The sequence below is a fragment of the Cribrihabitans pelagius genome, from assembly GCF_048820915.1.
In the GTDB taxonomy this organism is placed as follows: domain Bacteria; phylum Pseudomonadota; class Alphaproteobacteria; order Rhodobacterales; family Rhodobacteraceae; genus Cribrihabitans_A; species Cribrihabitans_A pelagius.
In genome coordinates this window covers 87323-99534 of record NZ_JBMERR010000002.1, presented here as the reverse complement: position 1 = coordinate 99534, position 12212 = coordinate 87323, and the positions used below count along the sequence as shown (strand labels likewise).

General features: G+C 67.1%; 12 protein-coding genes and 1 tRNA gene. 3 read left to right on the top strand and 10 right to left on the bottom strand.

The window, feature by feature from the left end; all coding sequences use genetic code 11:
• The first annotated feature begins 1 nt into the window (after position 1).
• Positions 2-1447 (top strand): nodulation protein NodH, encoded by a 1446-nt coding sequence (locus ACOHX0_RS02175; RefSeq protein ID WP_420674997.1) that lies wholly within the window; start codon positions 2-4, stop codon positions 1445-1447.
• 405 nt (positions 1448-1852) lie between these two features.
• Here ACOHX0_RS02175 and ACOHX0_RS02170 read toward each other — a convergent pair whose 3' ends face one another.
• The 10 genes from ACOHX0_RS02170 to ACOHX0_RS02125 all read right to left on the bottom strand — a co-directional run bounded on the left by ACOHX0_RS02170 (position 1853) and on the right by ACOHX0_RS02125 (position 10125).
• Positions 1853-2317, bottom strand: coding sequence for a PTS sugar transporter subunit IIA (locus ACOHX0_RS02170; RefSeq protein ID WP_420674996.1), 465 nt, complete (start codon positions 2315-2317; stop codon positions 1853-1855).
• A gap of 47 nt (positions 2318-2364) precedes the next feature.
• The gene (hpf, locus tag ACOHX0_RS02165) at positions 2365-2922 is read right to left on the bottom strand and encodes a ribosome hibernation-promoting factor, HPF/YfiA family (RefSeq protein ID WP_420674995.1); all 558 of its coding nucleotides are present in this window, start codon (positions 2920-2922) and stop codon (positions 2365-2367) included.
• A 383-nt stretch (positions 2923-3305) separates the two neighbouring features.
• Positions 3306-4064, bottom strand: coding sequence for an LPS export ABC transporter ATP-binding protein (gene lptB, locus ACOHX0_RS02160; RefSeq protein WP_420674994.1), 759 nt, complete (start codon positions 4062-4064; stop codon positions 3306-3308).
• Positions 4064-4585: a lipopolysaccharide transport periplasmic protein LptA gene (gene lptA / locus ACOHX0_RS02155; RefSeq protein WP_420674993.1), complete on the bottom strand. Its 522-nt coding sequence runs from the start codon at positions 4583-4585 to the stop codon at positions 4064-4066. The genes lptB and lptA overlap by 1 nt, the downstream gene beginning before the upstream one ends.
• A gap of 3 nt (positions 4586-4588) precedes the next feature.
• Positions 4589-5188 carry a hypothetical protein gene (locus ACOHX0_RS02150; protein ID WP_420674992.1) on the bottom strand — a complete coding sequence of 200 codons (600 nt, stop codon included), beginning with the start codon at positions 5186-5188 and terminating at the stop codon, positions 4589-4591.
• Between the two features lie 19 nt (positions 5189-5207).
• On the bottom strand, positions 5208-6176 hold the full coding sequence (locus tag ACOHX0_RS02145) for a KpsF/GutQ family sugar-phosphate isomerase (RefSeq protein WP_420674991.1): 969 nt from the start codon (positions 6174-6176) through the stop codon (positions 5208-5210).
• On the bottom strand, positions 6173-6787 hold the full coding sequence (locus ACOHX0_RS02140; protein WP_420674990.1) for a ribonuclease D: 615 nt from the start codon (positions 6785-6787) through the stop codon (positions 6173-6175). The genes ACOHX0_RS02145 and ACOHX0_RS02140 overlap by 4 nt, the downstream gene beginning before the upstream one ends.
• 96 nt (positions 6788-6883) lie before the next feature.
• On the bottom strand, positions 6884-8689 hold the full coding sequence (locus ACOHX0_RS02135) for a M10 family metallopeptidase (protein ID WP_420674989.1): 1806 nt from the start codon (positions 8687-8689) through the stop codon (positions 6884-6886).
• Between the two features lie 232 nt (positions 8690-8921).
• A tRNA-Leu gene (locus ACOHX0_RS02130) sits at positions 8922-9008 on the bottom strand.
• A gap of 43 nt (positions 9009-9051) precedes the next feature.
• On the bottom strand, positions 9052-10125 hold the full coding sequence (locus ACOHX0_RS02125) for an AraC-like ligand-binding domain-containing protein (RefSeq protein WP_420674988.1): 1074 nt from the start codon (positions 10123-10125) through the stop codon (positions 9052-9054).
• A gap of 125 nt (positions 10126-10250) precedes the next feature.
• Between ACOHX0_RS02125 and ACOHX0_RS02120 the strand changes: the two genes are divergently transcribed.
• The gene (locus ACOHX0_RS02120) at positions 10251-10694 is read left to right on the top strand and encodes a cupin domain-containing protein (RefSeq protein WP_420674987.1); all 444 of its coding nucleotides are present in this window, start codon (positions 10251-10253) and stop codon (positions 10692-10694) included.
• A gap of 11 nt (positions 10695-10705) precedes the next feature.
• Complete coding sequence (locus tag ACOHX0_RS02115; protein WP_420674986.1) at positions 10706-12193, top strand: flavin-containing monooxygenase; 1488 nt, start codon at positions 10706-10708, stop codon at positions 12191-12193.
• Positions 12194-12212 lie beyond the last annotated feature (19 nt).

Genomic DNA, 12212 nt, shown 5'->3' with positions numbered 1-12212 from the left:
GATGACCTCTCCGTTTGACTACTTCGCTGTCTTTGCCGAAATGCGCACAGGCTCCAACTTCCTGGAAAGCAACCTCAACGCGCTGGAAGGGGTGGCCTGCCATGGCGAGGCCTTCAACCCCGCCTTCATGGGCTATCTGAACAAGACCGGGCTCTTGGGCATGTCGCTCGATCAGCGCGAGGCCGATCCTGCCGCCCTCATCGCGCGCATCCGGGAGCTGCCGGGGGTGCTGGGGGGCTTCCGGTATTTCCACAACCACGACCCGCGGGTGCTGGACCTGATGCTGGAGGATCCGCGCTGCGCCAAGATCGTGCTCACCCGCAATCCGCTCGAAAGCTACGTCTCTTTGAAGATCGCCCGCGCGACCAACCAGTGGAAGCTGACAGACGTGAAGCGGCGCAAGACGGCGCAGGCAGAGTTCGACGGCGCTGAGTTTGCGTCGCATGCGGCTGAGCTGCAGGCCTTTCAGGTGATGCTGATGAACCGGCTGCAAATCAGCGGCCAGACGGCGTTCTATGTGGCTTATGAGGACCTGCAAAATCTGGAAGTGATGAACGGTCTGGCGCGCTGGCTTGGGGTGCCGGGGCGGCTCAGCGCGCTGGACGGCAAGCTGAAACGGCAGAACCCGGCGGCGGTGCTGGACAAGATCGCCAATCCCGAAGACGTTCCCGCCGGGCTGGCGGATCTGGACCGTTTCAACCTTGCCCGCACCCCGAATTTCGAGCCGCGCCGCGGCCCGGCGGTGCCCGGCTATGTGGCAGGGCGGGAGTCGCGCCTCTTGTACCTGCCGGTGCGCGGCGGGCCGGAGGCGGACGTGGTGCAGTGGATGGCGGCGCTGGAGGGTGAGGCGCCTGAGGCGCTGCACCAGGGCATGAACCAGAAGCAGCTGCGCCAGTGGAAACGTGCCAGCAAGGGATTCCGCAGCTTTACCGTGCTGCGCCATCCGGCGGCGCGGGCGCATGCGGTGTTCTGCCGCCGCATCCTGCAGACGGGCCCGGGCTGCTATAGCGGCATCCGCAGCACCCTGCGGCGGCAGTTCAAGCTGCCGCTGCCCGAGGACGGGCCGGGGCCGGAGTACAGCCGGGCGGAGCATAAGGCTGCCTTTGCCGCCTACCTGGGCTTCGTGCGGGCGAACCTGGCCGGGCAGACCTCGGTCCGGGTGGATGCGGAATGGGCAAGCCAGGCGCAGGCGCTTGCGGGCTTTGCCGAACTCGGCGCGCCGGACTTTGTGCTGCGCGAAGAGGAGATGGCCGCGGCGCTGCCCGCGCTGGCCGAGCGTCTGGGGCGGGCTGAGGCGCCTGGAACCGTGCCTGTGCCTGCGCCCGCGGAGCCGGACGCGCCGTTTCCGCTTGCCGATATATACGACGCGGAGCTGGAGGCGCTGGTCGCCTCGGTCTATCAGCGCGACTACGTGAGTTTCGGTTTCGAACCCTGGCGGCCGCAATGACCTGCTGCGCCGGATGCACGGCGGGGACCGGGGGGGCTCCCGCGCCCGCCAGCTGCCCGGGCTGCGCCCGGACCGCCGGAACGGCCTTGGGCCAAGCGCCGCGCCAAGCGCGGCGCGGGTGTGGCATACGCAGGATTGCCGCAAGCCAAGTTCCGGCATTGCGGCCAAGAAGATCCGCTGGCCGCACGGCTGTAGGGCGCGCCGCGCACGCTGCGCGTCAGCGCAGCGCCCGGCCCAACGGGAAGAGTGCCTCCGCGAGGGGGCCGATGACGGGCGGGAGAGTGCCCTCGGCGGCGGCGCGGAGCAGGTGGCGGACAGAGTGAAGCGGGCTGCAGGACAGGCGCGGCGGCGCGCTGGTGCGGCGGCGGCGGCGGCCGGACGGATGGCGGGGCCGGGCGGCGCGGTTCAGGCGGCCTTCACCGAGTGGTCTTCGGTCAGGATGGTGTAAAGCGTCGCCGGGTCGTGGTTGGCGCGCAGCTTGGTGCAGAAGCTCTGCTCGCGCAGGGTGCGCGAGACCAGCGCCAGCGCCTTCAGGTGCTCTACGCCCGCATCCTCGGGCGCGAAGAGGGCAAAGGCGATGTCAACCGGCTGTCGGTCCACCGCGCCGAAGTCCAGAGGCTTTTCCAGCACCAGGAAAACGCCGCAGATTTCGTCCAGCTCATCGAGCCGGGCATGGGGCAGGGCGACGCCGTGCCCGACCCCGGTGGGGCCGAGGCTCTCGCGGTCGAGGAGGGCCTCGACCGCGGTCTGGGCATCGAACCCGTAGGCGGTGCTGGCGACATCCGAGATTTCCTGAAACAGGCGCTTCTTGCTGGAGGCCGATCCGATCACCCGGACCGCCTCTGGCTTGAGAATGCTGGAAATCTGCATGTGTCTGCTCCGTTCCGGCGCCCCGGCCGGGAGGCGCTGCCTTCGTGTTACGGGTCGATCCACCCGATGTTGCCGTCTTCGCGGCGGTAGACCACGTTCAGCCCGTCCTTGCCTTCGTTGCGGAAGACCAGGACCGGCGCGCCGGCCAGTTCCATCTGCATCACGGCCTCGCCCACCGACAGGGACGGAATGCGGGTCTCCATCTCGGCCACGATGATCGGCTGCAGCGAGTCCGGTTCGCCGCCGGTATCCTCAGAGGCGAGGATATACGAATTGGCGCCGAGATGTTCAACCGGTTCGCTGCGGTCGCGGTGGTGATCCTTGAGGCGGCGCTTGTAGCGGCGCAGCTGTTTCTCCATCTTCTCGCAGCAGCCTTCGAAAGAGGCATAGATTTCGGTGGCATGCGCCTTGGCCTGGGCGGTCAGCCCGGTGGACAGATGCACGGTGGTTTCGCACACATATTCATGCGCCGAACGGGAAAAGACCACGGTCGCGTCGGTCGGGCGTTCGGCATATTTCTGAACCGCCGTCCCAAGCTCGGTCTGCACGTGGGTTTGCAGAGCTTCGCCGATGTCGATCTGTTTGCCGCTGATTTTGTAACGCATGTGATCTCCTTCACGAATGTGGCGCCGGGCCTGCCGCCAAGGCAATCCTTGGCGGCCTGGTGTCAGGTCCGGCTCCGGGGGTCAGGCCTGGCATCCGGAAGCACCCGCCCGGGCCCTGTTGCCAAGGCCGGCGCGCGGTTTGCATCGGATTGCACATATGCCATTGGCCAATTCGACGGCATGTCAGCAGGAGAGTCAATGGATATCGCGCAAATTCGGCAACGGTTCGTTAGCGCTGGCACGCGGGTTGCCGACCGCCCCGTTTGGCCTCCCCGGGCCGGCCGGAGCGCAGGCGGAACGGGGCCGGCAGGAGGGCCTGCAAGCGGGGCGCAGGGCCGGCCCGGACAGGCCCGGACCGGGGTGCGCCGAAGCCGGCGGCAGGGTCAGGAAATGCGGAAATTGTCGCCCAGATAGACGCGGCGGACGTTTTCGTTTTCCACCACTTCCTCGGGGCTGCCGGACATCAGCACCTGGCCGTCGTGCAGAATATAGGCGCGGTCGACGATCTCCAGCGTCTCGCGCACGTTGTGATCGGTGATCAGCACCCCGATGCCGCGCTTCTTGAGGTCCGCGACCAGGTGGCGGATGTCCCCGACCGAGATCGGGTCGACGCCTGCGAAGGGCTCGTCCAGCAAGAGGTATTTGGGATCGGCGGCCAGGCAGCGGGCGATTTCCACCCGGCGGCGCTCACCGCCCGAGAGCGCCAGCGCAGGCGCGCGGCGCAGGTGCTCGATGGAGAAATCCGATAGCAGCTCTTCCAGCCGCTCGCGGCGCTTGTGCTCGTGCTTTTGCGAAATATCGAGCACGGCGGAGATGTTGTCCTCCACCGACAGGCCGCGGAAGATCGACATCTCCTGCGGCAGATATCCGATGCCGAGCCGGGCACGGCGGTACATCGGCAGGCCGGTCACGTTCTGCCCGTCGATCGACACCACCCCGGCCTCGGGGAACACCAGCCCTGCGATGGCGTAGAAGCTGGTGGTCTTGCCGGAGCCGTTCGGGCCCAGGAGCGCCACCACCTCGCCGCGGTTCAGCGACATGCTGACATCGCGGATGACCACCTTCTTGCGGTAGGATTTGCGCAGCCGCTCGATCCGCAGACCGGAGGAGCCTTCGGTCACTTTCAGGTCGGGTTTTGCCATCAGTTGCTGCCGCCCTCCGGGTTGAGGATGGTCTTGACGCGGCCGGCCATGCGGGCGGAGCCGGAGGTCAGGTTCACTTCCAGCCGGTCCGAGGTCAGCGTGTTGTTCTGCTGGCTGAGCAGCACGTTGCCGGTCATCACCACGGTGCCGCTGTCGATAGTGTATTCGGCGCGCTCGGCCTCGGCGGCGTCGGGGCCGCTGACCAGGAGCACGTTGCCGGTGGCCTCCAGCCGTTCGATGCCCTTTTTGCCGCCGTCTTCCGCGCCGGTCTTGTAGATCACCAGCACCTCATCGGCGGAGAGCCGCATCACCCCCTGAACGATCAGCACGTTGCCGGTGAACTCGGCAGAACCGTCGGCCTGGTTCACGGCCAGCGCATCGGCGGTCACCTCGACCGGCTGGCTGGGGTCGGCTTTCACTGCGCCGAAGGCCACCGAGGCCTCCTGTGCCGGGGCGGAAGCGGGGACCAGGGCCGCAAAGGCCAGCGGCAGGCAGAACAGAAGGGCGCGAAGATGGGGCACGGTCTATCTTTCCGGTTTTTGGGGATCGTATATCAGCTTCACCCCGTCCTTGAACAGCATATGCACCGGGCCGCCTTCGGTTTTCGCGCGGATGCGCATGTTGCCGGCGGTGAGGTCGCCGATCGGGCCGCGGGCGCGCACCGGGCCGGGGCTTTCCGCTTCCAGCCCGCTCAGTGCGGTGTTCAGGATTTCGGTCTCCACCGTCAGCCCGTCAGCCGAGGTGATGGTGACGCCGCCGGCAAATTCTGCAAGATCCCGGTCCGGGTAAACGGCGCCGGTGTCCGAGGACAGCGCGATCCGTCCGCCCCCGGCCATGCGGATCTCGGCTTTCAGATCGCTGGCGACCGCCGGGGCGCTGGCGCCGCCGGGGCGGGCGAGGCTTGCGGTCACCATGATCTCGTCGCCCTCCGCCGTGGTGCCGGAGAAATAGGGCGCGGTCACCTGCTGGCCGCGCAGCCGGTCCTCGATCTCCGTCTCGGCGAAGGGGATCACCGCTTCGATGTCGGAACCGCGCGAGATCATGAATAGGGTGGACAGCAGCACCAGCGCGGTGAGCGGCAGCAGCACCTTCAGATAGGCAACGGCGCGGGAATGCCTGTCCATGACGCCCTCCTTTCGCGGCTCAGCCGAGGCCCGCGCGCAGGCAGTCGTGGATGTGCAGGAGCCCTTCCGCCTTGCGGCCGTTGTCCGGGTCGACCACGAAGAGGCAGGTGATCTTGCGCTGGTTCATCACCGCCACCGCTTCCTCGGCCATGGCGCCGGGGGCGATGGTGGCAGGGGCGGCGGTCATTACCTCAGCCGCGGTCTTTTCCAGGAGCCCGTTCATGTGGCGGCGCAGGTCGCCGTCGGTGATAATGCCCGCAAGCGAGCCGTCCGCGGCGGCAACGCCCGCGACACCGAAGCCCTTCTGGCTGATCTCGATGAGCGCGTCGGGCATCGGGGTGGTCTCGGCCACCAGCGGCAGGGCCTCGCCCGCATGCATCAGGTCGCGCACTTTGCTCAGCCGCGCGCCGAGCTTGCCGCCCGGGTGGAAATCGCGGAAGTTCTCGGGGCGGAAATCGCGGTGCTTCATCAGCGCGATGGCCAGCGCATCGCCCATCGCCAACGTCAGCGTGGTGGAGATCGAGGGCACCATGCCAAAGCCGCAGGCCTCGCCCATCGAGGGGATCTGCAGATGCACGTCGGCCTGTTTCATCAGGGTGCTCTCCATCTTGCTGGAAAGCCCGATCAGCGGAATGCCGAAGCGGCGGGTGAAGGCCAGCAGGTTCGCCAGTTCCGGCGCCTCGCCCGAGTTGGAGATCGCCAGCACCACGTCGCCGCCCGACAGCATGCCGAGGTCGCCGTGGCTGGCTTCGGCCGGATGCACGAAATAGGCGGGCGTCCCGGTGGAGGCGAGCGTGGCCGCGATCTTGTGGCCGATATGGCCGGATTTGCCGATACCGCTCACGATGATGCGGCCCTCGGCCTTGAGGATCAGGTCGACCGCTTCGGCAAAGCGGCGGTCCAGCCCCTCGGCCAGCGCGTTGAGCGCCGCGGCCTCATCGGTGATGACCTGGCGGGCAGTGGCGAGGAAGTCTTCGGTATGGGTCATGAGTGGGCAAAGATATCAATTTCGGGCCAGCCGGCGAGATCCAGCTTGGCGCGCATGGGCAGGAAGCCGAAGCAGGCCTGGGCCATCCCGGTGCGGCCTTCGCGGGCGAGCCGCGCATCCAGTGCGTCGCGCAGGCGGTGCAGGTGCAGCACGTCCGAGGCGGCGTAGTCGAGCTGCGCCTCGGTCAGGTCCTCCGCGCCCCAGTCGCTCATCTGCTGCTGCTTGGAGATGTCGATGCCCAGCAGTTCCTGGGTCAGGTTCTTCAGCCCGTGCCGGTCGGTGTAGGTGCGCACCAGGCGGCTGGCGATCTTGGTGCAGTAGACCGGCGCGGCCAGGGCGCCGAAGGCATTGTACATGGCGGCAATGTCGAAACGGCCGAAGTGGAACAGCTTCAGCACATTCGGGTCTTCCAGCATGCGGCAGAGGTTGGGCGCCGCGGTCTGGCCCTTCTCCACCTGCACGATATGGGCGTCGCCGTCGCCGCCCGACATCTGGATCACGCAGAGCCGGTCGCGGTGCGGGTTCAGCCCCATGGTTTCACAGTCGATCGCCACGACGGGGCCGAGGTCCAGCCCGTCGGGCAGGTCGTTCTTGTACAGGTGGTTGGCCACTGGAGTTCCCTCTTGCTTGCCGCCGCGCGGCGCGGTTGCAAGGGAAATAGGCGCTCTGGCCGCCGAACTCAACTGCCGGCGCCGCCCTGCGCGCGTTCAGAACAGGAAGTCGTCGACGCCGAGGCTGTCGAGGCTGACGCCCTGCAGCAGCAGCGAGCTGTCCGCGCCGGTGGTGATGCGCACACCGGCGTTGCCGTCCCTTGCGGCGGCAAGGACACTAGCAAAGCTGCCGAAGCCGTCGAGTTCGCTGAAGTCCAGCCTGTCACCGCGCCCGGCGTTGAAATCACGCACCACGTCACGGCCGTGGCCGGCGCTGAAGACAAAGACATCTGCGCCGCTGCCGCCGGTCAGCCGGTCGTTGCCGCCGCCGCCATCGAGGCGGTCATCGCCGCCGCCGCCCGTGAGCCCATCCCGGCCGCCGCCGCCGCGCAGCTGGTCCGCGCCGTTGTGGCCGCGCAGCCGGTCGTTGCCGCCGTGGCCGAAGAGCCGGTCGCCTCCGCGGCCGCCTGCCAGCAGATCGTCGCCTCCGCGGCCGCCCAGCCGGTCGCCGCCCGCGCCGCCGCGGATCATGTTGTCCGCTGCGTTGCCGGTCACGCTGTCACGGCCGCTGCCGGCCAGCGCGTTCTCTACCACCGTGCCGCGGGCGATGCCGACGTTGCCGGTGAGCTCACCGATATCCGAAAAATGCCCGCCGCGCAGGTCGATCCGGCTGCTAGTGGAAAAGCCGCTGGCGTCCAGCGTGTCGGTACCGTCCCGGTCGCAGATGGTGAAGGCGACGTTGTTGCCGCGGTAGTGGTCCTGGCCGTTGAAGAGATCGCTTAGCACGCCGGGCAGCTGCGATCCCGGCCCCCAGACCGTATCGCCCGCGGTCGCGCTATCCGCATCTGGTCTGCCGTAGAGATCCTGGATCGCGATCACATCCGCCATCATCGGCGTCAGCAGCAGCGCTTCGCTGGCATCCGTCAGCGTGTTCTCGTTCTGCGAGAAGTAGGACATCACCGAGAGCTGCCAGCTGTCGTTGGCGAATTCATTGTCGATGCCGTAGGTGGCGCTGCCGTTGTAATGGCCCTGATGCCCCAGCCCCAGCGCGTGGCCGATTTCATGCAGATAGGTCTGATAGGAATAGCTGTCGATGCTGGTGCCGTAGTGGGCCAGCCAAGGCAGCGAGACATTGATATAGGAGCTTTCGATCGTGCCATTGCGCACGTCCGAATAGGAGTAGGCCCCGGCGTCGTTGTCGCCGAAGGTGATGCCGGCGCCATGGCTGACCTCGCGGAACTCGATGTCCGCGGCCATCTCCCACGCATCGAAAGCCCAGCGGGCCAGCTGGCGGCCTTCGGCGGTGAGATCGGTCACGTCGACCGTTATGACGCTGTCGCGGCTGGTGTCGAAGCTGCGCCCGCTCAGGCCGCGGTCCTGCCAGAAGCCATCGGTCAGATAGTCGGCAAGCTGGTTCAGGGAGGCAGGCTGCGGCGGCGCTTGGCGGGCGGCTTCGAGCAGGTAGCTGCCCGTGCCGTAGTCGCCATAGCTGCACGCGGCGAGGTAGTAAGTGCCTGTTGCGGCAGCGGTGAAGGTCAGCGCCGCTTCAAACCCCAAGCCGCTGTCATCATCCACCCGCAGCTCGCGGCCGTTGCCATCGTAAAGCCGCAGCAGCGGATCGCTGAGACTGCCTTGGCCGCTGGCGCTGCCTTTCAGGGTGAAGCTGTAGGTGGCGCCTTCCTCCAGCGAGATGGCAGTCCAGTCACGGTCGCCCCGGTAGCTGAGCGTGCCTTGGAAGCTGCCGTCACTGCCGAGGTCGTAGCGGGTCCAGCGACTCGCCGCCGCGTCGGCAGATTCGCGCAGAGCAGCGGCGGTCTCACCGGTTGAATGCGCAAGGGCGCCGGGGAAAGTGTGGTCGTGCATAGGTAGAAGACGCAAGTTCCAAAAATCTGAAAAAAATCATAGGTACAGCCGCTTGCCGACGGGGGAGGGCCGAGGCGCAGAGCGGATGGGGTGAAATTACTCAACTTTAGGTAAAATGCAATGGCGTAATGCGCGAGCCACACCTTGCCCTTGCGGGAGCCGGAGCGCACGGGGGGCACGCGGCCTCGGCGAGAGGCGGGATCGTGTCTTTGATTATCGGGATTTCCGGCAGTGGTGCCCAGAAGAGGACTCGAACCTCCACGTCCATACGGACACTAGCACCTGAAGCTAGCGCGTCTACCAATTCCGCCATCTGGGCACGGATGCAGTAGGAGGGCGTATAAAAGTGCTTCGCGGCGGCGTCAAACGGAAAATGCATCTCCGGCCGCGCTTTCCGCCGTGCCGCCGGAGCCTGCGCCGCGGGCACACCCGGACAGGTCGCGCGCCCGGGCGGTGGCGCTGGGCGGCTGGCCGAAGCGCGCGCGGTAGAGCTGGGCAAAGCGGCCGAGGTGGGCAAAGCCGCAGTCATGGGCGATGCTTCCGACGCTGCTGCCGGGCGGGCCGGACAGCAGCAGGTAATGCGCCATGTCGAGCCTCTGGTCACGCAGGTATTGCATCGGGCTGAGGCCGAAGGCGGCCTGGAACCCCGCCTGCAGCGAGCGCAGGCTGCAGCCAGCGGCGCCGGCGATCCCGGGCAGGCTGACCGGGTCAGATAGATGCGCGTGGATGAAGTCCTGCGCGCGGCGGATCTGGGCGCTGCCGGCGCGGGGCGCGGGGCGGTCCAGCAGGTGGCGGATGTTGCTGTCCTGATGGCTGAGGAAGCCGAGCATCAGCTGCTCCTCGATCACCTGCTGCTGCAAGGCGGACCAGGTGCCGAAACCCTCCTGCCGGCTGGTGGCCCTGACGCAGGCCGAGAACTGGCGCGCCCAGTCCTGAAGTCTTCCCGCTTCCAGCGGCACCGCGGTGTCAAAGACCACCGCTTCGGGCAGAGCCATGCCTGCGGCGCGTTCGGCGGTGCCGTGCAGCGCCGAACGGCTGATTTGCAGCAACAGCATCCGGCAGTCCGCGTGCCAGGTCATCCGCGACTTCCGGTCCGGGTTCAGCACCGTGCCCAGGCGGGGGCGGGAGGCGACCGCGGCGCCGCCGTTGGCGACCTCCGCACGGCCCGTAAGCGGTAACTGCACCAGGTAGAAATCGCGCAGCTCTTCCGGCGCGATCCGCACCCCGGTGCCATAGCTGAGGTAGTTGAGCGACAGGCTGCGCCCCGGGGCGTGGTTGTGGCGGGTGTCGAATCCGGCGCTGCGGCCCGCGGGGTCCAGCGCATGGTCGCAGAACTTGCGCGCCACCATCGCGCGCGCTTCGCCGATGTCGCGGCTGTGAAACCGCCGCCAGGCCCGGAGGGGCTCGGCGCTGGGTGTGGTGTGTGGCGCGTCCATTGCGGCAGGCTAGCACGGAACTTGCGCCGCCCGGCCAGGATTTTGCGCTTTATTGCGCATTCCGGATAATGGTTTTGCCGATCCCGTCCTAAGCTTGAGTGCACGAGCTGAAAAGGGAGGACAACATGGCTCTGGATCAGGGAGTAACCAAGGCGGCCGAGGGGCTGAACGGCACCGCGTGGAACGTGGTTGGCCACACTTATACGCCCAAGCTGCACAGCGAAAACGCCTTCATCTGGCACGCGGTGGTTCCGGACGGCACTTTCGTGCCGCCGCATGTGCACCCCACCCAGGACGAGTGGATCACCATGCTGGAGGGAGAGCTGGAGGTCGAATTTGGCGAGGATGTGCACAAGGCCGGCCCGGGCGACACCATCCGCATGCCGATGGGCGTGGCGCATGGCATCTTCAACCGCTCCGGCGCGGAGGCCACTTGCGTCTTTGGGGTCGCGCCCTCGCGCAAGCTCTACGATCTTTTCGGCGCGCTCGACGGGGTGACCGACCCGGAGGAGCTGGTTCGGCTGTCGGCGCTGCATGAGGTCGACTTTCTGCCGCCCCCGGCCGAGTAAAGGAGGCTCACATGGTGAAAAGGAAGAAGGTCGCCGTCATCGGCGGCGGGGTCAGCGGTTTGGCAGCAGCCAAGGCGTTTGCCGAAAAGGGCCACGAGGTGCTGGGCTTCGAGCGCGGCCATGATCTGGGCGGCGTTTGGGAGCTGTCGCGCTCCTATCCCGGTGTGCAGACGCAATCGCCCAAGGAGCTTTACTGCTACACCGATCACCCGATGCCCGCAGACTACCCCGAGTGGCCCAAGGGCCCGCAGGTGCATGCCTACCTGCATTCCTATGCGGACAAGCATGACCTGCACCGCCTGTTCCAGCTGAACACCGCCGTGCTGGAGATGGACCGGCGTCCGGAGGGGCAGCCGGGCTGGCGGCTGGTGGTAGAAACGGCGGGGGAGGCGCGCGAGGTCGACGTGGACTTCGCCGTGGTCTGCACCGGGCAGTTCTCGGAGAAGAACATCCTCACCCACCCGGGGCAGGAGTCGTTCGAGGCTCAGGGCGGCGAGGTGGTGCATTCTTCGGAGTACCTCGACCCGGAACGCGCGCGCGGCAAGCGGGTGGTGGTGCTGGGCGGTTCCAAATCCGCAACCGACGTGGCGGTGAACGCGGCCCAGCATGGCGCCAAACAGGTGCATCTGGTCTACCGCCAGAACGTCTGGCGGGTGCCCTATTTCGTCGGCGGCATCAATTTCAAGAAGCTGCTCTACATGCGCGCGCAGGAGGTGCAGTTCAACGGCTGGGGGCGGAGCTGGCTGCACAAGGCGCTCTATGGCATGGCTAAACCCCTGATCTGGGCCAATTTCCGCGGGCTGGAGGCGCTTTTGAAGCTGCAGCTTGGCCTGAAGAAATGGGACATGGTGCCGGATGTGCCGATCGAAAAGGACGTCTCCTGCTCGGTGCCGATCGTGACGCCCGGGCTGTTCGAGGGCTTCAAGGACGGCTCCATCATCCCGGTCCGCTCCACCTTCGAGCGGTACGAGGGTGACGAGATCGTGCTGGAGAACGGTGCGCGCATCGGCGCCGACCTCGTGGTCTCCGCGGTGGGCTGGAAGTTAGGCATTCCCTATCTGGCGCAGCGCCACCTGGACAAGCTGATTGAGCCCGACGGCCAGTACCGCACCTACCGGCTTGCGGTGAACCCGGACCTGCCGGAGATGGGATTCGTCGGCTTTAACTCCAGCTTCTGCACGATTCTGTCGGCTGAAATGGTGGCGAACTGGCTGGTGCGCTACGCCGACGGCCAGCTGGCGCGGCAGCCCTCGCGGGCAGAGATGGACGAGAACATCCAGATGATGCTCGACTGGCGCCGCAAGGAGCGCCCGGCCGCGCAGATCTACGGCGGGCTGTGCTCGGCGCCGTTCCATTTCAAGCATTTCGATGAGCTGCTGATGGACATGGGTGCGACCGAGTGGAAGCGCGCGAACCCGCTGGTGGAGCAGTTCGCCCCGCCCGACGCCGGCGCCTACGGCCGCTTTCTGGCAACGGCTCCGCAATATCAGGCAGCCTGAGCGCTGCCCCCGCGCCTGC

Bases quoted from the DNA above. Each gene is read 5' to 3' on its own strand.
- ACOHX0_RS02175 (WP_420674997.1), top strand. From the start codon at position 2: ATGACCTCTCCGTTTGACTACTTCGCTGTCTTTGCCGAAATGCGCACA.
- ACOHX0_RS02170 (WP_420674996.1), bottom strand. From the start codon at position 2,317: ATGCAGATTTCCAGCATTCTCAAGCCAGAGGCGGTCCGGGTGATCGGA.
- hpf (WP_420674995.1), bottom strand. From the start codon at position 2,922: ATGCGTTACAAAATCAGCGGCAAACAGATCGACATCGGCGAAGCTCTG.
- lptB (WP_420674994.1), bottom strand. From the start codon at position 4,064: ATGGCAAAACCCGACCTGAAAGTGACCGAAGGCTCCTCCGGTCTGCGG.
- ACOHX0_RS02150 (WP_420674992.1), bottom strand. From the start codon at position 5,188: ATGGACAGGCATTCCCGCGCCGTTGCCTATCTGAAGGTGCTGCTGCCG.
- ACOHX0_RS02145 (WP_420674991.1), bottom strand. From the start codon at position 6,176: ATGACCCATACCGAAGACTTCCTCGCCACTGCCCGCCAGGTCATCACC.
- ACOHX0_RS02135 (WP_420674989.1), bottom strand. From the start codon at position 8,689: ATGCACGACCACACTTTCCCCGGCGCCCTTGCGCATTCAACCGGTGAG.
- ACOHX0_RS02125 (WP_420674988.1), bottom strand. From the start codon at position 10,125: ATGGACGCGCCACACACCACACCCAGCGCCGAGCCCCTCCGGGCCTGG.
- ACOHX0_RS02120 (WP_420674987.1), top strand. From the start codon at position 10,251: ATGGCTCTGGATCAGGGAGTAACCAAGGCGGCCGAGGGGCTGAACGGC.
- ACOHX0_RS02115 (WP_420674986.1), top strand. From the start codon at position 10,706: ATGGTGAAAAGGAAGAAGGTCGCCGTCATCGGCGGCGGGGTCAGCGGT.